Below are 20,085 nucleotides of genomic sequence, written 5' to 3' on the forward strand. Positions count from 1 at the left end.
GCGGGGGTCAGCGTCCCGGCCGGCCGGCGGAGTCGAGCCGGGCGACCAGGTGGAGGCGGTCCCCGTCGGCGGTGGCGGCGGGGCGGTCGCCCTCCGTCCAGGGCGGCTCGGTGCGCGGGCCGGGGCGGTCGTGGAGGGCGAGGACGGTGAAGCCGTGCCCGGCGAGCAGGTGGCGCAGCTCCTGGGGGAAGAGCAGCCGCCAGGCGGAGTGCTGCTCGACCGGCGGGGCGCCGTCGTCGCTGGTCCACCTGCGGGTGCGGCGCAGGAGTTGGGCGGCGTGGTCGATCCACAGCACGGTGCGCGAGCGGTGGGTGACGCCGTCGTGGGTGACGCTGTCGTGCCTCGGGGCGTCGAGGAGTTCGGTGCGGCCGAGGAAGAAGGCGCCGTTGCGCATCTCGGCGACCAGCAGCCCGCCCGGGCGCAGGTGGTGGCGGAGCCGGCCGAACAGGGCGTCGAGGTCGGCGTTGGTGTGGCAGTAGAGCAGCGCGCTGTCCAGGCAGAGCACGGCGTCGAAGCGGCCGGGCAGGGTGAAGTCCCGCATGTCGCCGACGTGGTAGGCCGGTCCGGGGTGGCGGGCGCGGGCGTGGGCGATCATCGCCGGGGAGCTGTCCAGGCCGGTGACGGTGCGCCCGGCGGTGCGGTGCAGCCAGCCGGCGTCGCGGCCGGTGCCGCAGCCGAGGTCGAGGACGTCGGGTCCGGCGCCGTGCTCGCGGAGCATCGCCTCGGCCCACCGGGCGGCGGTGAACCCGGGGTCGGGGAAGCGGAGTTCGTAGAGTTCCGGGCGGTCGGTGAGGAGGTTGCGGTGGTTCATCGGGCCTCGCCGGGGAGGGGGCGTTGGGCGGGCAGCACGCCGAGACCGGCCCGGTCCGGGGTGCGGACGGTGCCGTCGGCGCCGCCGATGCCCTGCCAGGGGTCGTGGGCGAGCAGCAGGTGGCCGTCGAGGTCGAGCCAGCGGGCCCGGTCGGCGAGGTGGACGGCGGGCGCGATGCCGAGCGAGCTGGCCGCCAGGCAGCCGAGCATCAACTCGGTGCCGCTGCCGCGCAGGGCCTCGGCGATCCGCAGCACCTGGTGGACGCCGCCGCACTTGGCGAGCTTGAGGTTGACGCCGTGCACCCGTCCGGCGAGCCGGCAGGCGTCCTCGTAGCCGACGGCGTCCTCGTCGGCGATCACCGGGAGGGGCGAGCGTTCGGCGACGGCGGCGAGCGCGTCGGGGCGGCCCGGGGCGATCGGCTGCTCGACGGCCTCGACGCCGGTGGCGGCGAAGGCGGGCAGCAGTCGGAGCGCCTGGGCGGGGGTCCAGGCGCCGTTGGGGTCGAGCAGCAGCCGGGCCTCCGGGGCGGCCTCGCGGACGGCCTGGACCCGGGCCAGGTCGAGGCCGGGATCGGCGGCGCCGGCCTTGACCTTGAGCACGGTGAACCCGGCGTCGGCGAGCCGGGCGGCATGGACGGCGGCGCGGGCGGGCGGCTCGATGCCGATGGTGCGGGCGGTGGCGGCGGCGACCGGTTCGGTGCGGCCGAGCAGCAGGTGGACGGGTTCGCCGGCCCGTTTGCCGACCAGGTCGAGCAGGGCGGCCTCGACGGCGGCCAGCACCCCGGCCGGCAGCGCCGCGTACGGGGCCGTGCCGTCACGCAGTTCGGCGAGCGCCTGCTCCGGGTCGGGGCCGTGCTCCAGCACGGGGCGCAGCGCGTCGAGTCCGCGCCGGATCCGGTCGGTGGGCAGGTCCAGGTAGACGCTGCTGACCGCTTCGCCGTGTCCGGTCAACCCGCCGTGGGAGAGCGAGAGTTGGACGGCGTCGCGCTCGGTGGTCACCGAGCGGGAGATGCGCAGCGGTTCGGCCAGCCGGAGCCGGACGGTACGGACGTCGAGCCTCACCGTTCCTCCTCGGCGCGGGCGAGGGCGGGCGCGAGGGCGGGCCCGCCGGCCGGTGCGGCGGCCGGTGCGGCCCGGTCGGTGCGGCAGCGGGCCCAGCCGGTGACCTCGGTGGCCGCCGGGTGCGGGATCTCGACCGGGCGCGGCACGGCCCGCCCGGCGTCCAGGCCGTGCCGGCGGCAGAACGCGTCGTCGTAGACGGTGCCGAGGTAGCGGTGCGGGCCGTCGGGGAAGACGGTGGCGACGGCGGCGCCCGGGTGGACCCGGGCGGCCCAGGCGGCGACCAGGGCGACCGCGCCGGTGGACCAGCCGCCGCTGACGAAGGCGCCCCGGGCGAGGCGCCGGCAGGCGTCGACCGCCTCCGCGGGGCCGACCCAGTGCACCTCGTCGAAGGCCTGGTGGGCGACGTTGCGCGGGTGGATGGAGCTGCCGAGGCCGCGCATCAGCCGGGGCCGGGCGGGCTGGCCGAAGATGGTGGAGCCGACCGAGTCGACGCCGATGATCCGCAGCCGGGGCCAGCGGCGGCGCAGCGCCTCGGCGAGCCCCGCGCTGTGGCCGCCGGTGCCGACGCTGCAGACCAGCACGTCCAGCTGGTCGAGCTCGGCGGTGATCTCCTCGGCCATCGCCCGGTAACCGGCCGCGTTGTCGGGGTTGTTGTACTGGTCGGGCCAGTAGGCGCCGGGCAGCCGGTCGAGGACGGCGCGCAGCCGGGCGAGCCGGGCGGCCTGCCAGCCGCCGTGCCGGGCGGGCCGCTCGACCAGCTCCAGCCGCGCCCCGTAGGAGCGCAGCAACTGCCGCATGGACGGCTCGAGTTCGCTGTCGCCGACCAGCACGACGGGGTGACCGAGGGCCTGTCCGGCGAAGGCCAGGCCGACGCCCATGGTGCCCGAGGTGGACTCCACCACCGTCGCGCCGGGCCGCAGTTCACCGCGCGCGTGGGCGCCGCGGAGCATGGCGACGGCCGAGCGGGCCTTCATGCCGCCGGCGCTCAGCCCCTCCAGCTTGGCCCAGAAGCCGGGGTGCGGGTGCGGCAGCGGGATGGTGATCCGGGCCAGCGGGGTGCCGCCGAGCAGCGGCAGCAGGGCCGGGTTGCCCAGCGCCGGACCGTCGAGCAGGGCGGTCACCGGCCCGCACCCCCGTACAGGTGGATGACGGTCGGGCCGCCGTCGAGCCAGAAGAAGGGGTAGGGCTCGGCGCTGACGGCGGTGGCACCGTCGCCGATCAGGCAGGGCAGGACGGCGCTGCCGGTCTGCGCGAACAGCACCAGGGGCTTGCCGGTGGCGCGGGCGTGGGCGAGCAGCGGGTCGAGGGAGCCGTTGCCGAGGGTCATGCCGGAGGCGAGGATCGCGTCGCAGTCGTCGAGGTGGGCGAGGGTGTCGGTGTGCACCGGCTCGCCCCATTCGGTGGTGCCGCCCTTGAGGTCGCACGGGAGGTAGCCGACGCCGTTCGAACGGAGCTGCTCCAGAATGGAGTTGACCACGCCGACGACCAGCACCCGGCGGACGTCGGCGAGCGGCAGCAGCCCCACCACGGCGGCGGCGCGGACCCGCGACTTCACCAGCGAGGAGCCGGCGGGCAGGCCGTACCGCCGGGCGCCGTAGGCCGGTGCGTGCGGGCGGCAGTGGCCGAGGTAGGCGTCGAGCGCGGCGACCCGGACGGCGGTGCGCGGGTGGTCGAGCAGCTCGCCGACGGTGGCGCCGACGCAGTCGGTGACCGTGTCGGCGGCCAGGTCGCCGGGTTCGACGGCGCAGGAGCCGACCGCGGAGCCGAGCCGGAGGCTGAGCACCTCGTTGCGGTAGCCGCGGCTGCGGCCGGTGTGCCGGACGGCCTGGACGGTGCTGAAGGCGAGCGCGATCCGCAGCGAGGCCGGGTCGGGCCCGTACGCCCCCGTACGGGCCCGCCCGGTGATCAGGTCGAGCACGGGGAGGGTGTCGCCCCCGAGGCTCGTGGTGGGGGCGGCGGTCAGCAGGGTCGCGGGGCTCATGCGGACACCGCCGCGGGTTCGGCCGGGCGGCCGGCGGCCGCGAGGCGGGGGGTGAGCCCGGCGAGCAGCCGCTCGGCCGTGCGGCGCGCCCCGGCCCCGCCGGCGTCGGCGGTCATGACGTGCCCGAGGTACTCGTTGTTGCTGGTCGCAGGCCGCACCTCGCGGCCGGAGCCGGCGAGGGCGAGCTCGACCAGCGCCGGGTCGCGCCGTACCGCCTCCTCGCCGTCGAAGCCGTCCAGCAGGCCGGTCTGCCCGCCCTCGGGCACCAGGAAGGCGATGGCGGCGCTGGTGACCCCGGTCGGTCGGGCGGCCAGGTCGGGCCGGCGGCCGAGGGCGACCTCGACGGCGGCGGCCGCCAGGTCGACCCCGGTGACCCGCCGGACCAGCTCGGTGATCCGGTTCCCGGCCGGGCGCGGGTTGACCTCGACCACCCGGGGCCCGGCGGGGGTGAGCTTGATCTCGGTGTGCGCGACGACCTGGTCGAGGCCGAGCGCGGCCAGCGCGGCGACGGCGGTGCGGGCGGCGGCCGCGGCCTCGGCCGGGTCGAGGGCGGCCGGGAACATGTGGCCGGTCTCGATGAAGGCGGGCGCGCCGCCGACGCTCTTGTCGGTGATCCCGACGACGTGCGCGACGCCGTCCACGGAGACCGTCTCGACGCTCACCTCCGGTCCGGTGAGCAACTCCTCCAGCAGCACCGCCGGCTCCCGCCGCTGGCCGCGGGCGTTGACCGGGAAGGCCTCCGACGCCCGGACCGCCGCGAGGAGTCCGGCCTCGTCGCGGACCGCCCGGACGAGCATCCCGGCGCACAGGTCGACCGGCTTGACGACCAGCGGGTAGCCGATCGTCCGGGCCGCGGCGCGGGCCTGCTCACCGTCGGCGCAGAGCGCGTACCCGGGCCCGGGGACGCCGGCCTCGGCGAGCCGCCGGCGGGTGAGGTCCTTGCGGCAGGCGGCGGTGACGGCCTCGGGCGCCGGACCGGGCAGGCCGAGCCGGTGGGCCACCCGGGCGACCTGCGGGAGGTAGTAGTCGCAGGAGGAGAGCACGCCGTCGAAGCCGAGCAGCGCGTGCAGCCGCTCGGCGTACGGGAGCAGCGCGTCCGGGTCGTTGGTGTCGGCGGTGAGGATGTTCGCGGCGGCGAGCAGCGGGTGCGGGCCGTCGGCGGGGTCGGCGGCGCGCAGGTAGTGGTGCAGGTCGCGGGTGAGGAAGGTGAAGCGGTGGCCGCCCTCCCCCAGCGCCCTGGGCAGCAATCTGCTCATGGAGCCGACCCAGCTCTCGATCACCAGCAGATGTGCCACGACTCTTCCTTCCGACGGACGCGGTGGGCACCGCGGACTCGACCGACAGGCAGGACCGTAACGGGATTCGTTTTCATTTTCAACGCGCCGGACCGCACGTTCCGTCGATGCGTCAGATGAAAGTGGTTTTCATGTACTCTTGCCCTCGCCCGCCGCGCCCAAGCCCTGCCGGAGATGCCTGATGGACCGTCAATTCCCTTACACCGTCCGCCACGCACTCCCCCAGGACGTGCCCGGAGCGCGCCGGCTGATCCTGGACACCTTCTACCGCGAGTTCGGCTACGGCTATGTGCCCGACTGGCACGCCGATGTCGTCGACCTCCAGGGCCACTACCTGGACCACCCCCGGCACGCGCTGCTGATCGCCGCGCACGGCGAGGAGGTGGTCGCCACCACCGCGCTGCACTCCACCGGGCCGGCCCACCCGCCGCATCCGCGCGAGCTCGCCCTGCGCTACCCGTCCGGGACCACCGCGCAGCTGGTCCGGGTCTACGTCCGGGCCGAGCACCGGCGGCACGGACTGGCCCGGGAGCTGGTCCGCCGCGCCTGCGCGTTCGCCGCCGGGGAGGGTGGCTACCGGCGGCTCTATCTGCACACCAACACCGCGATCCCGGGCGCCGAGGCGTTCTGGCGCAGCCTCGCGGAGGAGGTCTACGACGCCCGCCCGACCGGCGAGCACGGCCCCGGGGTGTCCACCGTCCACTTCGAGATCCCGCTGCACCGCCCGGTGGCGGCGGGCGTCGGCGGGGGCGCCGGCCGGAGCACCGGGATGATGTGACGCAGGTCACATCCGGGAGCGAAATTTCCGGGGACCGATTCCCCGTTTAGCCCTCCGAAGGACTAAGCGGGGAGAGACTCCCCGGAACCCGTACCCCGGGAGGAGTGCACCCCGTGACCACCGTCGCCCCCCGTCCGACCCGCGCCGCGGGCCCGGCCCGCGCGCCCAGGCTGCGCGCGGACGCGAGCCGCAACCGCGAACGGATCGTGCTGGCGGCCCGGGACGCGTTCGTCGAGCACGGCGCGGACGCGCCGCTGGACGAAATCGCGAAGCGGGCGGGCGTCGGAAACGCTACGCTCTACCGGAACTTCCCCACCCGGACGGCGCTGATCCGCGAGGTGGCGCTGCTCGTCAAGAACCGCATCGTGGCGATCGCCGAGCGGGCGGCCGCCGAGGTCCCCGGCCCGTTCGAGGCGCTGGAGAGGTTCGCGCACGAGACGGTCGACGAGAAGGTCGGCGCGCTCTGCCCGCTGCTGACCAACCGGGTCGACATGCACGACCCGGACCTGGTCGAGGCGCGCGAGCGGCTGCTGGCCGTCGCCGGCGGGCTGCTGGAGCGGGCGCAGGCGGCGGGCGAGGTCCGTCCGGACGTCGGCCACGGCGACCTGTTCATCGCCCTGAGCCAGCTCACCCGCCCGCTGCCGGGCACCTCGTGCCACGTCCTGGACGACTTCGTCCACCGGCACCTGCAACTGCTCCTGGACGGCATGCGGGCACCCGCCCCCACCGTCCTGCCCGGCCGGGCCGCGACCTTCGAGGACTTCCACGGCGACCACTGACCCCAGCACCGACCCACCGCGCCGGCCGACCGGCGTGACCTGACACCCGAGACCCTTCACCGCGGGGACGCGGTGCGGCCGCCCCTGCGCGCCCGCCGCTCCTGCCCGCGACCTTTCCGCACCTTCCGCACACCCCGCATCCGAAGTGAGTACCTCCATGCCGAAAACCGACGCCCAACCCGCCCTCCAGCCCGATCCGAGGCGCTGGAAGGCCCTGATATTCATCGGCCTCGCGCAGCTGATGGTCGTCCTCGACGCCACCATCGTGAACATCGCGCTGCCGTCCGCCCAGCAGGACCTCGGCATCACCGACGGCAACCGCCAGTGGGTGATCACCGCCTACGCGCTGGCCTTCGGCGGTCTGCTGCTCTTCGGCGGCCGGGTCGCCGACCTGTGGGGGCGCAAGCGGGCCTTCGTGGTCGGCCTCACCGGCTTCGCGCTGGCCTCCGCGCTCGGCGGCGCCGCCGCCAACACCGCGATGCTGCTCGGCGCCCGTGCCCTCCAGGGCGTCTTCGGCGCACTGCTCGCCCCGGCCGCGCTCTCGCTGCTGGCCGTGATGTTCACCGAGGCCAAGGAGCGCGCCAAGGCGTTCGGCATCTACGGCGCGATCGCCGGCGGTGGCGGTGCCATCGGCCTGATCCTCGGCGGACTGCTGACCGAGTACCTGAACTGGCGCTGGACCTTCTTCGTCAACATCCCGTTCGCCGTGATCGCCGCGGCCGGCGCCGTCCTGGTGATCCGTGAGCCGGCCGTGGGCCGCAACCGCGACCGTCTCGACGTGCCCGGCGTGCTGCTGGTCACCACCGGCCTGGTCGCCCTGGTCTACGGCTTCACCCGGGCCGAGTCGGACGGCTGGAGCTCGGGCGTGACGATCGGCCTGTTCGTCGCCGCCGCCGTGCTGCTGGGCGCGTTCGTCCTGGTCGAGCGGAAGGTCAAGGCGCCGCTGCTGCCGCTGCGCGTCGTGCTGGACCGCAACCGCGGCGGGGTCTACCTGTCGCTGGGCATGGCCGTGATCGGCATGTTCGGTCTCTTCCTGTTCCTGACCTACTACCTGCAGATCGTGCTCGACTACAGCCCGGTCCTGACCGGCGTGGCCTTCCTGCCCATGGTGGCGGGCATGATCACCGGCTCGACCCAGATCGGCGCCCGGCTGATGACCCGCCTCCCGGCGCGGTTCCTGATGGCGCCCGGCTTCCTGGTCGCCTCGCTCGGCATGCTCATCCTGACCCAGATCGACCTGGACAGCTCCTACCCGGCGCTGATCCTGCCCGGCCTGGTGCTGATGGGCCTCGGCATGGGCACCGCGTTCATGCCGGCGATGAGCCTGGCCACGCACGGCGTCCAGCCGCGCGACGCCGGTGTGGCCTCCGCGATGGTCAACACCTCGCAGCAGGTCGGCGGCGCCATCGGCACCGCGCTGCTGAACACCATCGCGGCCAGCGCCACCACCACCTGGCTGGCGGCCCACGTGGCCGGCGCCACCACCCCGGCCGCCGCGAAGGCGGTGCAGTTCCAGGGCATGGTGCACGGCTTCTCGACCGCGATCTGGTGGTCCTTCGGCATCCTGGTGCTGGCGGCCGTGGCCGCGTTCACGCTGATCAACGCCGGCCGCCCCGGCTCCGACGGCGCCGGCAAGGGCGCCGACGCGGACGCGGCGGCCGCCAACGAGGTGCCGGTGCTGGTGCACTGACCTCCGCGGGGTCGCGCGACGGTGCGCGAACGGCCCGTCCGGTGTCTTCACGACACCGGGCGGGCCGTTCGCCGTTTCCGGGGCCGGCCGGACCGGGTCACGAGGCACCCCCACGAGGCGCCCCCGAGGCACCCCGATGGAAGCGGGGAATGGTCCCCGCTTATTCTGGTCGGACTTCGAAACGGGGATGACTCCCCGGTTCACTCCGACCGAGGTGCGTGGACATGACCCGCAATCAGCGAACCGGCGGTGGACGCGGACAGCGCGCCGCCGACTGGGCCGACGGCCGGCTGGGGATCTACACCCTGGCCAGGGCCAACCTGCGCAAGATCTTCCCGGACCACTGGTCCTTCATGCTGGGCGAGATCTGCCTGTACAGCTTCGCGATCATCATCCTGACCGGTGTCTGGCTGACGCTGTTCTTCAAGCCGAGCATGGGCGAGGTCGTCTACGACGGCTCGTACGTGCCGCTCAAGGGCGTGCCGATGTCCGAGGCGTACGCCTCGACCGTCGACATCAGCTTCGAGGTGCGCGGCGGTCTGCTGATCCGGCAGATCCACCACTGGGCGGCGATCGTCTTCATCGCGGCGATGTTCGTCCACATGATGCGGGTCTTCTTCACCGGCGCGTTCCGCAAGCCCCGCGAGATCAACTGGATGTTCGGCTTCCTGCTGCTCTTCCTCGGCCTGCTGGACGGCTTCTTCGGCTACTCGCTGCCGGACGACCTGCTGTCCGGCACCGGCATCCGCTTCGTCGAGGGCGCGATCCTCGCCGTCCCGCTGGTGGGCACCTACATCCAGATGTTCCTGTTCGGGGGCGAGTTCCCGGGCACCGACATCGTGCCGCGGTTCTTCACCATCCATGTGCTGCTGATCCCCGGGATCATGCTCGGCCTGCTGGTGGCGCACCTGATCCTGGTCTTCCACCACAAGCACACCCAGTGGGCGGGGCCCGGCCGGACCGGGAGGAACGTCGTCGGCATGCCGCTGATGCCGGTCTACCTGGCCAAGGCGGGCGGCTTCTTCTTCCTGGTGTTCGGCGCGCTGGCGCTGGTCTCGGCGATCGCCACCGTCAACCCGATCTGGGCGTACGGCCCGTACCGCCCCGACCAGGTGTCCACCGACGCCCAGCCGGACTGGTACATGGGCTTCGCCGAAGGGCTCATCCGGATGATGCCGGGGTGGGAGGTCGGCCTCTGGGGGCACACCCTCAACCTCGGCGTCCTGATCCCGTTCGCGCTCTTCCCGCTCGTCCTCGGCGCGATCGCCGGCTACCCGTTCGTGGAGGCCTGGGCGACCGACGACCGGCGCGAGCACCACCTGCTCGACCGCCCGCGCAACGCCCCGGTCCGCACGGCGCTCGGCGCGGCCTGGATCTCGCTCTACCTGGTGGCACTGGCCGGCGGCGGCAACGACCTCATCGCCACCCATCTGCACCTGTCGCTCAACTCCATCACCTACGCCGTCCGGGTGGGATTCCTCGCCGTCCCGGTGGCCGTCTTCGTCGTCACCAAACGGTGGTGCCTGGGCCTCCAGCGGAGGGACAAGGAGAAGGTGCTGCACGGGCGCGAGACCGGTGTCATCACGCGTCTGCCGCACGGCGAGTTCACCGAGGCGCACGCCCCGCTCGCGCCGGCCGAACTGCACCGGCTCACCGCGCACGAGCAGCCGCGAGCCCTCGAACTGCCCGCCCCCGTGGACGACAATGGAGTGGCCCACCCGGCCGGGGTGCTTGACCGCACCCGTGCGAGGCTGTCCCGTGGGCTCCACGGCGAGGGCGCCCGGATCGCCAGGCCCACCGCCGAGGAGTTCCACCGGGCCGCAGCGCACCACCCGGCTGTCGCGCACCACCCATCTGTCGCGCACCACCCGCCCGCCGGCCGCCCGCCGGAGGAGCACGCCGTCACCGAGCACCAGGAGACCCGCGGCGGCCACGGCCACTGAGGCCGCGCCGCCGGCGACCACCCGCCGAACCGGAGAGGGAGGACACCGTGCACGACCGTACCGACCAGCTGGCCGACAGCAGATACCTCCTGCTCACCACCTTCGGCGAGGACGGCCGCCGGGTCCGCTCGCAGAGCTGGGTGATCGCCGACGGCACGGCGCTCGGCATCTGGACGCCCGCCCACTCCGGCGAGGCCGAGCGGATCCGCCGCCACCCCAAGGTCCTGGTCGGCCCGTGCGACGGGCACGGGCGCCCCACGGGCCGTCAGCTCCCGGCCCGCGCCGCCGTCTGCGACGCGGACGCCACCGCCCGCTACCGCACGTCGCTGATCAACAAGTACGGACTGACGGCCTTCCTGGCACTGGCCCGCAGCCGGATGCGGCTCGGGCTGGCCGGGACCGTCGGGATCCGGATCACGCTCAACGAGCTGGAGCAGCGGCTGATCGGGCCGGACTGGCAGGTGCCGACGACCTACTGCCCGAACTGAGGCGGGGGCGCGGCGCCCGGGGGGCGGTCGGCCGGGTCAGGCTGCGTCGTCGTCGGGCGCGCGGGCCAGGTCCCCCGGCTCGCAGGCTTCCCGGCCGGTGTCGGCGTGCACCACCTTGATGGCCCGGCCCGGACCGCCCGGCACCACCCGCTGCTCATGGCCGCAGCGCGGGCAGATCAGCGGGATGCGGGAGCGGTGGGCGGCCGGGCCGGCGCCCGCGCCCTCCGAGGGCGTCACGACAGCGGGTGGGTCGGGACCGGGCTGACCTCCTGGATCTCACCGTGGGCCTTGGTGAGCAACTGCGAGGCGAGGTCGTTGAGCGCCCGCGCGGCCGCGATCTCCTCGCCGACCCTCAGCTGCTCCGGGTCCGAGGGGTGACGGCTGGTGTAGCCGTGCGCGCGCAGCTCCGTCCCGTCGCCCAGCCGCAGCAGGGCGGCGGCGGCCGTCCGGGGCCCCTCCTCGCGGAATTCCATCTCGATGTGCCAACCGACAAGAGTCTGCATGGCGGATCACCTCCGGCGGTCGCTTCTCGTCCGGCTACTCCTCCAGGGTGCGCCGCACCTGCGGTGAACACCACAGCAGGCGGGCCCGGCGCTGACCCCGGAGCAACTTGAACGCGTTCAATCCTGTGCGTAGAGTCGGTGCGCGAGAAGCGTTTGAACGCGTTCAATCCGAACTGGGGGCCGTCGTGGGACGAGGCACCGCCGAACTGGTCGACCTGCTGGTCCTGCTCGGCATGGGCGCGGTGATCCCGCTCGGCCTCGCCCTGATCGACGAGCCCGGGCTCGCCCGGCTGCGCCGCCTCTGGCCGCTCGCCGCCGTCCCCGGCGCGCTCTCGCTGTGGCTGCCGCGCGGCCCGCTCGCCACCGGCAGCGCCGTCCTCTACGCACTCGGCACGCTCGCCCTCGCCGCGCACGCCCCGGTGCGGCTGGCCCGTACCCGCTCCCTCGCGCCGCCCGAGATCGCCGTGCTCACCGCGCTGGCGACGCCGTCGGTGGCCGGGCTCGCGCTGGTCGCGGAGCGCTCGGGGCACGAGCTGTTCGGCTTCGACCTCGACATCCTGGCCCTGACCGTCCCCCATTTCCACTACGCCGGATTCACCGCCGCCCTGATCGCCGGACTGGTGTGCCGAGCCGTCCCGGACCGCCCGAGCGCCCGGTGGGCCGCGCTCAGCGTGCCGGCCGGGACCCTGCTGGTGCTGGGCGGCTACTTCGTCGGCGACTGGGCCGAGCTCGCCGGGGCGGCCGTCCTCACCGGCGGCATGTGGCTGGTCGGCCTGCTCACCTGGCGCGATCTGCGCGGCCGGGCCTCGCGGGGCGGGCGGGGAGAGCGGGGCACGCCGGTGCTGCTCGGCGTCTCGGCGGCGGTGCTCGTCGTCACCATGCTGCTCGCCCTCTGGTGGGCGCTCGGCGAGGCCTCCGGACTCCCCCACCCCACCCTCGGCTGGATGGCCGCCACCCACGGCGTCGGCAACGCGCTCGGCTTCGCGCTGTGCTCGCTCCTCGCCTGGCGCCGACTCGCCCCGAACCCGCAGGAGAGCGCCCGATGAACGACCTCAACTACCCCGAGGCCGGCGCCAGTACCGACCTCGACGCCCCGCTGCCGGCCGGTTACAACCACCTCCGTCACCGCGCCGTCGTCGGCCACGGCCGCGCCGCCCTGGACGCCGCCGGCGCCGCCCTCCTGGAGTGGCGGATGCACCGGGCGGCGGGCGTGCGGATCACCGCCGGGGCCGACCGGGCCGCGCCCGGCGTCCCCGTCCACTGCGCCATCGGCCTCGGCCCGCTGCGGGCCGGCGCCCCGTGCCGGGTGGTCTGGAGCACCACCGAGGGCGGCGACCGCCACGGCTTCACCTACGGCACCCGCCGGGGCCACCTCGCGGTGGGCGAGGAGACGTTCGTGGTGGAGCTGGCGGCGGACGGCTCGGTCTGGTTCACCGTCAACGCGTTCAGCCGCCCGCACCGCTGGTACGCCCACCTCGCCGGCCCCCTCCTCCCCCTCGCCCAACACCTCTTCGCCCGCCGCTGCACCCACGCCCTCACCCGAGCGGCGCGGCTGGCGGAGGCGGGGGTGGAGGTGGATGAGGAAGTCGGGCCGGCCGACTTCCCACTCCGCACCGGCCCGGACGACGGCGCCCCCGGGGGGGCTCGCCCACCCTGAGCACAGGAGGTCGGACGCGCCGGGCGAAGCCGCCCGCCGGGGGCCGACCCACGCGGAGAACAGGACGTCAGCCCACCCGAACTCCTAGGCCCACCGCCCCCAGACCCCGGTGCTGCCCCGGCACCCCCTCGCTCGTCGGCGCCGCCGGCCGGGCGCCGAGGCCTCCCCGCCCGGCCCGGCCCCCGCGCCTCCAGGCTGGGCTTGCCTTGTTCACCGGCGCCGGCGTGCAGCCACGGAACCTTCCTCTCCCGGCCCGCCCCCCGGCCTCGATACCGCCTGCCGGCGCCGGCGTGCAGCCACGAGGCCTCCCCGTCGCGACCTGGCCCCCTGTTCCCGCCCTCGCCGCAGCCCGGTGAGCGCAGGGGCAGCGGCCGGACCCTCTCTCCTTGGCCGGCCCCGGTCGGGTGGGGCGACTTCCCATTCCACTTTCGCGACCGGGCGGCACGGGTCGCGATGCGGGGGCTTCGTTCGGCGGCCGACGCCCACGTCTCCGGCTCGCTCCGGCTGCCCTGGTCGGCGCAGGAAGTCGGATCGGCCGACTTTCTGCGCCGGGCGTCGGCTGGGACCGGAAGGTCGGGTGCGCTGACGTCCTGTTCTCCTTGGTGGGCGAGCCCGTGGCGGGTGGCTGCTGTGGTTGGGGTCTGGTGCGGAGTGGGAAGTCGGCCTGGCCGACTTCCCACTCCGTCTCCGCTGCCGCGCGGGTCGTGATGTGGTGGGCCATTGCTCGTCTTGGCTCGTCTTGGCTCGCGCTGGTCGGCCGGGTGGGGGCGGTCCGGCGGGTGGGCGTCGGGGTCGGTGGTGACCGGGGTCCGAATCAGGGGGTGGGGATGGTGAGGAGGAGGGTGTTGGTGTCGAGGGTGCGGATCTCGAAGTGGGCGATGGTGGTGGGGGGGTAGGCGGTGCCGCCGGTGGTGTGGAGGGGGGTGGTGGGGGCGTAGCCGGTGGCGGGGACGTTCCAGGTGGTGACGGTCTGGTGGCCGCCGGTGGTGGAGACCGCGACCAGGTCGCAGGTCAGCGGCCCCTGGACGCCGGAGAGTTCGAGGGTGACGCGGCTGCCCCAGGGGGCCGGGTCCACGCCGACCACGGCGTGGGTGCCGGTCGTCGGGTCGGTGGCGGCGAACTGGTGGGCGGCGGCGGTGGCGACCACCCCGGGGGTGGAGTCGGCGGTGATCACGGCGGCGGTCACCGCGGGGCCTGCGACGGTCAGCGCGGCCGCCGCGGCGACCAGCACCAGCCGCCGGACGCGCCCGCGCCGGCGGCTCGCCCGGACCTCCCCCACCAGCCGGTCGAGCAGGGCGGGGTCAGGCGTGGGGGCGGGGTCGGCCGGGTCGGCGCCGGCCGCGTACTCGCCGAGCAGGGCCTCGACCGGCCGCAGTTCGGCCAGCTGTCCGGCGCACCGCGGGCAGCCGGCGGCCAGGTGGGCCTCGAAGGCGGCGCGTTCGGCCGGGTCCAGGACGCCGAGGGCGTAGGCGCCGACGTCGAGGTGGACGGCCCGCGCGGGATCGGGTTCGGACGGTGTCACGATGTCACTCCCCGTTCCTCCAGCGCGAGCCTGAGCGCGCGCAGCGCGTAGTACGCCCGCGAGCGCACGGTGCCCGCGGGGATGCCGAGTTCGGCGGCCGCCTCGCCGGCGGTGCGGCCCTTGAAGTAGGTCTCGACGATGACCTCGCGGTGCGCCGCCGAGAGGTCGCCGAGCGCGTCGGCGACCGTCATCATCCGCAGCGCGCGGTCGAGTTCGTCCTCGGCGGGCAGCAACTCCAGTGCCCCGGCGTCCACTTCGCGTGGACGGGCGAGTTCGGCGCGGTGCTCGTCGATGACGATCCGGCGGGCGACGGTGGCCAGCCAGGGCCGCAGCGATCCGGCCGCCGGGTCCAGCCGGTGGAGGTTGCGCCAGGCGCGCAGCAGGGTCTCCTGCACGACGTCCTCGGCGCGCTGGCGGTCGCCGGCGACCAGGTGGAGGACGAACCCGAGCAGCGGCCCGGCGTGCTCGCGGTAGAGCGCGCGCATCAGCTCCTCGTCCGGTGCCGGCGCGCCCCGGACGGCCGGGCGGCCGCCACCGGGAGGCTCCTCGGTCACCTTCACATCCTCGCGCACACGCACCTCCGGGGCGAGGGGCCGGCTCAGTAGCCGGAGCCGCCGGTGCCGCCGGAACCGCCGGTGCCGGCCCGGTCACCGGTGGGGGTCACCGCGAACCAGATGCCCTGGACGCCCTGGCCCTTGGTGTCGCCGGGCTTGTGGTCGGGGGCGTAGCGGTAGAGCGGCCAGCCGGCGAGGGTCAGCTGCTTGCTGCCGTCGGCGCGGGTGACGGTGCCGACCAGCTTGGCGTCGACGCCGCTGACGGCGACCGTCGTGCCGTCGGCCGGGACCGGCGGCCACAGGGCCGCGCAGCCGCCGGTGCAGGTGGAGGTGGGCGGGGTGGCGCTGTCGTGGTCGAAGCGGTAGAGGGTGAAGCCGGCGCTGTCGGTGACGATGGTGCCGAGGTGCGGGTCGGTGGTGGTCCGCAGGGTGGCGGCGGTCATGCCCGGGGTGGCCGGGGCGCTGGGCGAGGCGGGCGGTTTGGCGGGCGACGATCCGCTGTAGGACGAGCCGCAGCCCGCCACCAGGGCGGCCGCGGCCAGTCCGGTCGCGGCGAGCACGGCGAGCCGTCCGCCGGGGCGGCCAGGGCGCCGTCCGCTGGTGTGTTCATCGGTCGAGCCGTCGGTGCGGCGGGTGTTGCGCATGGTGACCGCTTCCCCGGTCGGTGCGGGTGCACGTCGATGCCGGTGCACGTCGGTGCCGGACACCCTCCGGTACGGACGTGGGGCGCCGTCCGCTCAACGAACGGCGCGGTAGGGTCCGCGGAATAGCACGCGGGCAGCAGCCGTTGTGGGGGGCACATGGCCTTGACCGCCACCACCGGAAGGGCAGGAACCGCGACATGAGCAGCACGGTCGAGCTGACCACGGAGAACTTCGACGAGATCGTCCCCGGCCCGGAGGGCAAGGATTTCGTCTTCATCGACTTCTGGGCGAGCTGGTGCGGCCCGTGCCGCCAGTTCGCGCCGGTCTTCGAGAAGGCGGCCGAACGCCACCCCGACCTGGTCTTCGCCAAGGTGGACACCGAGGCGCAGCAGGATCTGGCGGCGGCCTTCGGCATCCAGTCGATCCCCACGCTGGCGATCATCCGTGAGGGCGTGCTCGTCTTCTCGCAGGCCGGTGCGCTGCCCGAGCCGGTGTTCGAGGACCTGATCGGCCAGGCCCGCAAGCTGGACATGGCCGAGGTGAAGCGCAAGGTGGCGGCGGAGCAGGACGGCGGGCCGAAGGCCTGACCTCCGGCCGTTCGCACGGCCCGTTCGTCGGCGAGCCCCGGGGTGGTGCACCCGCCCCCGGGGCTCGCCGCCGTGCGTTCCGGGGCCGGGTGCGCTTCCCGGGGCGGCGCGTTCAGTCCTCGTCCGCCCCGCTCCAGGCGGTGAGGCGGGCGGCGAGCGCGCGCAGTTCGTCCCGCAGGGCGTCGGGGCTGCGGACGGTGAAGGGCCAGCCGAGGCCGGCCAGCATCACGGCCATGCCGTCGAGCTGCTCGGCCCGCGCGCGGAACAGCACCCGCCCGTCGCCGTTCGCGGTGACCGTGCCCGCGGTGGGCGGGATGCGGTGGCGGGCCTCGGCGAGCGTGGTGCCGAGGACCACCTCGACCTCGTGCGTCCACGGCACCGAGGCGAGCGACTCCAGCACCCGCTGCACCGGGTCGACGTCGGCGGGCGGTTCGAAGCCTTCCTCGCCCGGCTCGACCGAGCGGATCCGGTCCAGCCGGAAGGTCCGCTGCTCGCCGCTGCGGTGGTCCAGCCCCGTGGTGTACCAGCGGCCCGAGTGGAAGACCAGCCCGTACGGGTCGAACGCGCGCTCGCTGGGCGTGCCCGCGCGGTCCCGGTAGCCGAGCCGGACGCGGCGCCGGCGGCGGGCCGCCTCGGCGAGCGTGAACAGCGCGGACGCGGCCGGGCTGGGGCCGGCGACGGGCGCGGCGGTCAGTCCGAGGGTCTGCTCGACGGCCGCGACCTGCTCGCGCAGCTGCGGGGGCAGCACCCGCTGGATCTTGGCGAGCGCCGACTCGCCGGCCTGCTCCCCCACCGACAACCCGGACCGCCGGCCGGCCAGCAGTCCGAGCACCACCGAGGCGGCCTCGTCGCCGGTGAGCATCAGCGGCGGCAGCCGGTACCCCGGCATCAGGCGGTAGCCGCCGTACCGGCCCCGTTCGGCGCGGACGGGGATGCCGAGGTCGACGAGCCGGGCCGCGTACCGGCGCACGGTGCGGACGTCGACCTCCAGCCGGGCGGCGAGTTCCGCGCCGGTGAGGCCGGGGCGGGCCTGGAGCAGTTCGAGGAGGGCGAGGGTACGGCTGACCGGGTGTTCCACGAATCCTCCGGTCTTCCGGTTCATGTGCGCCCGCCCGGGTGGCGATCGGGGAAGCGAGCGATCAGCCGAATTATCCGGTCGAGTTCTGTCCGCATTCGATTCTAGGGTCGGAGCGACGAGGGCCACACGGCCCGGCGCCCCAGGAAATGACCTCCAGGAGAGGACCGTCCCATCATGAGCACCTTCGTACTCGTTCCCGGTTTCTGGCTCGGCGGCTGGGCGTGGGACGCGGTGGCCGAGCCGCTGCGCGCCGCGGGCCACACCGTGCACGCGGTGACCCTGCCCGGGCTGGCCGAACGCGCCGACGAGGCCTCGCCGGAGACCGGCGCGCAGGCCCACATCGACGATCTGACCGACCTGTTGGTCCGCGAGGACCTCCAGGACGTGGTCCTGGTCGCGCACAGCGGCGGCACCATCGCGGTGAGCGGGGCGGCCGACCGGGTGCCGGAGCGGATCCGCCGGGTGGTCTGGGTCGACTCCGGCCCGATGCCCGACGGCGCCGCGATCGGCGACCTCTGGGACCCCGCCTACCGCGCCGCGCTGGAGGCCTCGCTGGTCGACGGCTGGCGGCTGCCGCTGCCCTCCTGGGAGGTGCTGGCCTCGGGCGGCGCCGACGTGGCGGGGGTCGACGAGGCCGACCTCGACCGGTTCCGCGCGCGGGCGACCGACCAGCCGGGCCGTACGTTCACCGAGCCGGTGCGGCTGACCGGCGGGGCGGCGAAGCTGGCGAAGGCCCTGGTCTCGTGCTCGATCCCGCTGGCGCAGGTCCGCGAGATGATCGCCGCCGGGCATCCGTACTTCGCGGCGCTCGCCGGGTCGGAGTGGGAGCTGCGCGAGGTGCCGACGGGGCACTGGCCGATGTTCTCCCGGCCGGCCGAAACGGCGGCGGTGCTGGCCGAGCTGGCCGCCGTCGAGTAGGAGGGGCGCGCCGGTGCCGAACGGGAGGAGGGCCGAGCCGCCGACGAAGGAGGTGGCGCAGCGCCCGCCGACCGTCGGCCCCGGACAGGAGCGCCCCCGAGGTGAAGGACGGGCCCGCGGGGGCGGGGCGCCGGGACGGTGACGCGGACCGGCGCTTCGCCCGCGTGTTCGGCTGCGCCGGGCGGGCGGGGCGGCGCAGGATGGGCACGGCACCACGGCACACCCGCGAGAGCACGGAGGAAGACGGATGACCTCTCCCCAGTCCACCGCCCCCGAGGAGTACGACGTCATCGTGATCGGCGCCGGTCCGACCGGCGAGAACGTCGCCGACCGGACGGCAGCCGCCGGGCTGCGCACCGTGATCGTGGAGAGCGAACTGGTCGGCGGCGAGTGCTCGTACTGGGCCTGCATGCCGAGCAAGGCGCTGCTGCGCCCGGTGGCCGCGCTGGCCGACGCCCGCGCGGTGGCCGGCTCCCGCGAGGCGGTCGGCGGCGGCACCCTGGACCCGGCCGCGGTGCTCGCCCGGCGCGACTCGTTCACCTCGCACTGGCAGGACGACGGCCAGGTGAAGTGGCTCCGCGACACCGGCATCGACCTGGTCCGCGGCCACGGCCGGCTGGCCGGCGAGCGGCAGGTGACGGTCGAGGCGGAGGACGGCGGCGAGCGGCTGCTGGTGGCCCGGCACGCGGTGGCGGTCTGCACCGGCAGCCGGCCGGTGCTGCCGCAGGGCGTCCCCGGGCTGGCCGACGCCCGTCCGTGGACCAACCGGGAGGCGACCGGCTCGCCCACCGTCCCCGGCCGGCTGGCGGTGGTCGGCGGCGGCGTGGTCGGCGTGGAGCTGGCCACCGCCTGGCGGGCGCTCGGCTCGCGGGTGGTGCTGCTGGTCCGCGGCGGCGGCCTGCTGCCCCGGATGGAGCCGTTCGCCGGGGAACTGGTCGCGGACGGCCTGCGGGCGGCCGGGGTGGACCTCAGGTTCGGGACCGAGGTCGCCTCGCTGGAGCGGCGGGCGGCGAGGGCGGACGGCGACGCCTCCGAGGTGACGCTGGTGCTGGGCGACGGCGAGCGGCTGACCGTGGACGAGGTGCTGTACGCGACCGGCCGTGCCCCGCGCACCGCGGACATCGGCCTGGAGCAGATCGGCCTGCACCCCGGCGGCTGGCTGGACGTGGACGACAGCTGCACCGTGGTCGGGGTGGACGGCGCCTGGCTGTACGCGGCCGGGGACGTCAACCACCGGGCGCTGCTCACCCACCAGGGCAAGTACCAGGCGCGGATCACCGGCGCGGCCATCGTCGCGCGCGCCCAGGGGCGCCCGCTGGACACCGCGCGCTGGGGCGCGCACGCCGCGTCCGCCGACAGCGCGGGCGCGCCGCAGGTCGTCTTCACGCACCCCGAGGTCGCCTCCGTCGGTCTGACCCTGGACGCCGCCGAGCGGGCCGGTCTGCGAGTCAAGGCCATCGACCACGACCTCGGCGCGGTCGCCGGTGCCTCGCTCTACGGCGACGACTACACGGGCCGCGCCCGGGTGGTCTTCGACCTGGACCGCGAGGTGCTGGTCGGCGCGTCGTTCGTCGGGCCGGGCGTCTCCGAGCTGCTGCACTCGGCGACCGTGGCGGTGGTCGGCGAGGTGCCGATCGACCGGCTCTGGCACGCGGTGCCCGCCTACCCGACGATCAGCGAGGTGTGGCTGCGGCTGCTGGAGGGCTGCCGGGGCTGACCGGCGTCCGGGCGGGGACGGCCCCGCCCCGCCCCGTCCGGCGCGGCGAGATGTGACGGGCGTCCGGCGGCGGGACACT

20 protein-coding genes and 1 pseudogene are annotated in these 20,085 nt (G+C 75.2%); 10 read left to right on the forward strand and 11 right to left on the reverse strand.

What is annotated here, in order from left to right; translation table 11 throughout:
* Window positions 1-7: 7 nt before the first annotated feature.
* From ABTX81_RS16760 to ABTX81_RS16780, 5 genes are read right to left on the reverse strand one after another with little or no spacing between them, the layout of a single operon-like run.
* Window positions 8-811: a methyltransferase domain-containing protein gene (locus tag ABTX81_RS16760; protein WP_350545668.1), complete on the reverse strand. Its 804-nt coding sequence runs from the start codon at window positions 809-811 to the stop codon at window positions 8-10.
* Window positions 808-1,872, reverse strand: coding sequence for a dipeptide epimerase (locus ABTX81_RS16765; RefSeq protein WP_350545672.1), 1,065 nt, complete (start codon window positions 1,870-1,872; stop codon window positions 808-810). The genes ABTX81_RS16760 and ABTX81_RS16765 overlap by 4 nt, the downstream gene beginning before the upstream one ends.
* Window positions 1,869-2,993 carry a PLP-dependent cysteine synthase family protein gene (locus tag ABTX81_RS16770; protein ID WP_350545677.1) on the reverse strand — a complete coding sequence of 375 codons (1,125 nt, stop codon included), beginning with the start codon at window positions 2,991-2,993 and terminating at the stop codon, window positions 1,869-1,871. The genes ABTX81_RS16765 and ABTX81_RS16770 overlap by 4 nt, the downstream gene beginning before the upstream one ends.
* Complete coding sequence (locus ABTX81_RS16775; RefSeq protein WP_350545682.1) at window positions 2,990-3,853, reverse strand: Rossmann-like domain-containing protein; 864 nt, start codon at window positions 3,851-3,853, stop codon at window positions 2,990-2,992. Before ABTX81_RS16775 ends, ABTX81_RS16770 begins: the two co-directional genes overlap by 4 nt.
* Entirely contained in the window at window positions 3,850-5,148 is a 1,299-nt protein-coding gene (locus ABTX81_RS16780; RefSeq protein ID WP_350545686.1) for an ATP-grasp domain-containing protein, read from the reverse strand. Before ABTX81_RS16780 ends, ABTX81_RS16775 begins: the two co-directional genes overlap by 4 nt.
* Before the next feature lie 181 nt (window positions 5,149-5,329).
* Between ABTX81_RS16780 and ABTX81_RS16785 the strand changes: the two genes are divergently transcribed.
* The 5 genes and pseudogenes from ABTX81_RS16785 (at window position 5,330) to ABTX81_RS16805 (ending at window position 10,826) form a co-directional block, all read left to right on the forward strand.
* A complete protein-coding gene (locus ABTX81_RS16785; RefSeq protein WP_350545689.1) occupies window positions 5,330-5,926 on the forward strand; it encodes a GNAT family N-acetyltransferase in 597 nt (198 codons plus the stop codon).
* A gap of 113 nt (window positions 5,927-6,039) precedes the next feature.
* Window positions 6,040-6,705 carry a TetR/AcrR family transcriptional regulator gene (locus ABTX81_RS16790; RefSeq protein WP_350545693.1) on the forward strand — a complete coding sequence of 222 codons (666 nt, stop codon included), beginning with the start codon at window positions 6,040-6,042 and terminating at the stop codon, window positions 6,703-6,705.
* 157 nt (window positions 6,706-6,862) lie between these two features.
* On the forward strand, window positions 6,863-8,395 hold the full coding sequence (locus ABTX81_RS16795; RefSeq protein ID WP_350545697.1) for an MFS transporter: 1,533 nt from the start codon (window positions 6,863-6,865) through the stop codon (window positions 8,393-8,395).
* A gap of 224 nt (window positions 8,396-8,619) precedes the next feature.
* Window positions 8,620-10,245 (forward strand): annotated as a pseudogene (qcrB, locus tag ABTX81_RS16800) (cytochrome bc1 complex cytochrome b subunit); the annotation flags it as partial.
* A 140-nt stretch (window positions 10,246-10,385) separates the two neighbouring features.
* Window positions 10,386-10,826: a PPOX class F420-dependent oxidoreductase gene (locus tag ABTX81_RS16805; RefSeq protein ID WP_350545702.1), complete on the forward strand. Its 441-nt coding sequence runs from the start codon at window positions 10,386-10,388 to the stop codon at window positions 10,824-10,826.
* Window positions 10,827-10,862: 36 nt separating this feature from the next.
* Here the strand turns inward: ABTX81_RS16805 and ABTX81_RS16810 are convergent, their stop codons facing one another.
* Together ABTX81_RS16810 and ABTX81_RS16815 are read right to left on the reverse strand one after the other, a co-directional pair.
* The gene (locus ABTX81_RS16810) at window positions 10,863-11,063 is read right to left on the reverse strand and encodes a hypothetical protein (RefSeq protein WP_350545705.1); all 201 of its coding nucleotides are present in this window, start codon (window positions 11,061-11,063) and stop codon (window positions 10,863-10,865) included.
* Entirely contained in the window at window positions 11,060-11,329 is a 270-nt protein-coding gene (locus ABTX81_RS16815) for a DUF1876 domain-containing protein (RefSeq protein ID WP_350545708.1), read from the reverse strand. The genes ABTX81_RS16810 and ABTX81_RS16815 overlap by 4 nt, the downstream gene beginning before the upstream one ends.
* Window positions 11,330-11,562: 233 nt before the next feature.
* Between ABTX81_RS16815 and ABTX81_RS16820 the strand changes: the two genes are divergently transcribed.
* The gene (locus ABTX81_RS16820) at window positions 11,563-12,375 is read left to right on the forward strand and encodes a YndJ family protein (protein ID WP_502892794.1); all 813 of its coding nucleotides are present in this window, start codon (window positions 11,563-11,565) and stop codon (window positions 12,373-12,375) included.
* Window positions 12,372-12,986 (forward strand): DUF1990 domain-containing protein, encoded by a 615-nt coding sequence (locus ABTX81_RS16825; protein ID WP_502892792.1) that lies wholly within the window; start codon window positions 12,372-12,374, stop codon window positions 12,984-12,986. Before ABTX81_RS16820 ends, ABTX81_RS16825 begins: the two co-directional genes overlap by 4 nt.
* Before the next feature lie 814 nt (window positions 12,987-13,800).
* Here ABTX81_RS16825 and ABTX81_RS16830 read toward each other — a convergent pair.
* Genes ABTX81_RS16830 through ABTX81_RS16840 form a run of 3 tightly spaced genes read right to left on the reverse strand, consistent with a single transcriptional unit; the run spans window position 13,801 to window position 15,706 of the window.
* Window positions 13,801-14,508 carry an anti-sigma factor family protein gene (locus ABTX81_RS16830; RefSeq protein WP_350545715.1) on the reverse strand — a complete coding sequence of 236 codons (708 nt, stop codon included), beginning with the start codon at window positions 14,506-14,508 and terminating at the stop codon, window positions 13,801-13,803.
* Window positions 14,505-15,086 (reverse strand): sigma-70 family RNA polymerase sigma factor, encoded by a 582-nt coding sequence (locus tag ABTX81_RS16835; protein WP_502892793.1) that lies wholly within the window; start codon window positions 15,084-15,086, stop codon window positions 14,505-14,507. Before ABTX81_RS16835 ends, ABTX81_RS16830 begins: the two co-directional genes overlap by 4 nt.
* A 20-nt stretch (window positions 15,087-15,106) precedes the next feature.
* Complete coding sequence (locus tag ABTX81_RS16840) at window positions 15,107-15,706, reverse strand: hypothetical protein (protein WP_350545719.1); 600 nt, start codon at window positions 15,704-15,706, stop codon at window positions 15,107-15,109.
* A gap of 197 nt (window positions 15,707-15,903) precedes the next feature.
* On the opposite strand from ABTX81_RS16840, the gene ABTX81_RS16845 reads away from it, so the two are divergent.
* Complete coding sequence (locus tag ABTX81_RS16845; RefSeq protein WP_350545723.1) at window positions 15,904-16,293, forward strand: thioredoxin family protein; 390 nt, start codon at window positions 15,904-15,906, stop codon at window positions 16,291-16,293.
* A 112-nt stretch (window positions 16,294-16,405) separates the two neighbouring features.
* On the opposite strand, the gene ABTX81_RS16850 is transcribed toward ABTX81_RS16845, so the two are convergent.
* The gene (locus ABTX81_RS16850; protein ID WP_350545727.1) at window positions 16,406-17,371 is read right to left on the reverse strand and encodes a helix-turn-helix transcriptional regulator; all 966 of its coding nucleotides are present in this window, start codon (window positions 17,369-17,371) and stop codon (window positions 16,406-16,408) included.
* A 174-nt stretch (window positions 17,372-17,545) separates the two neighbouring features.
* Between ABTX81_RS16850 and ABTX81_RS16855 the strand changes: the two genes are divergently transcribed.
* Window positions 17,546-18,289, forward strand: coding sequence for an alpha/beta fold hydrolase (locus ABTX81_RS16855; RefSeq protein WP_350545730.1), 744 nt, complete (start codon window positions 17,546-17,548; stop codon window positions 18,287-18,289).
* A gap of 247 nt (window positions 18,290-18,536) precedes the next feature.
* Complete coding sequence (locus ABTX81_RS16860; RefSeq protein ID WP_350545733.1) at window positions 18,537-20,006, forward strand: dihydrolipoyl dehydrogenase family protein; 1,470 nt, start codon at window positions 18,537-18,539, stop codon at window positions 20,004-20,006.
* Window positions 20,007-20,085 lie beyond the last annotated feature (79 nt).

The organism is Kitasatospora sp. NPDC097605, assembly GCF_040302725.1.
GTDB lineage: Bacteria > Actinomycetota > Actinomycetes > Streptomycetales > Streptomycetaceae > Kitasatospora.

Coding starts and splice junctions, on each gene's coding strand:
- ABTX81_RS16855 (WP_350545730.1), top strand. CDS start 17,546: ATGAGCACCTTCGTACTCGTTCCCGGTTTCTGGCTCGGCGGCTGGGCG.
- ABTX81_RS16840 (WP_350545719.1), bottom strand. CDS start 15,706: ATGCGCAACACCCGCCGCACCGACGGCTCGACCGATGAACACACCAGC.
- ABTX81_RS16820 (WP_502892794.1), top strand. CDS start 11,563: ATGGGCGCGGTGATCCCGCTCGGCCTCGCCCTGATCGACGAGCCCGGG.
- ABTX81_RS16845 (WP_350545723.1), top strand. CDS start 15,904: ATGAGCAGCACGGTCGAGCTGACCACGGAGAACTTCGACGAGATCGTC.
- ABTX81_RS16825 (WP_502892792.1), top strand. CDS start 12,372: ATGAACGACCTCAACTACCCCGAGGCCGGCGCCAGTACCGACCTCGAC.
- ABTX81_RS16760 (WP_350545668.1), bottom strand. CDS start 811: ATGAACCACCGCAACCTCCTCACCGACCGCCCGGAACTCTACGAACTC.
- ABTX81_RS16815 (WP_350545708.1), bottom strand. CDS start 11,329: ATGCAGACTCTTGTCGGTTGGCACATCGAGATGGAATTCCGCGAGGAG.
- ABTX81_RS16775 (WP_350545682.1), bottom strand. CDS start 3,853: ATGAGCCCCGCGACCCTGCTGACCGCCGCCCCCACCACGAGCCTCGGG.
- ABTX81_RS16860 (WP_350545733.1), top strand. CDS start 18,537: ATGACCTCTCCCCAGTCCACCGCCCCCGAGGAGTACGACGTCATCGTG.
- ABTX81_RS16795 (WP_350545697.1), top strand. CDS start 6,863: ATGCCGAAAACCGACGCCCAACCCGCCCTCCAGCCCGATCCGAGGCGC.
- ABTX81_RS16785 (WP_350545689.1), top strand. CDS start 5,330: ATGGACCGTCAATTCCCTTACACCGTCCGCCACGCACTCCCCCAGGAC.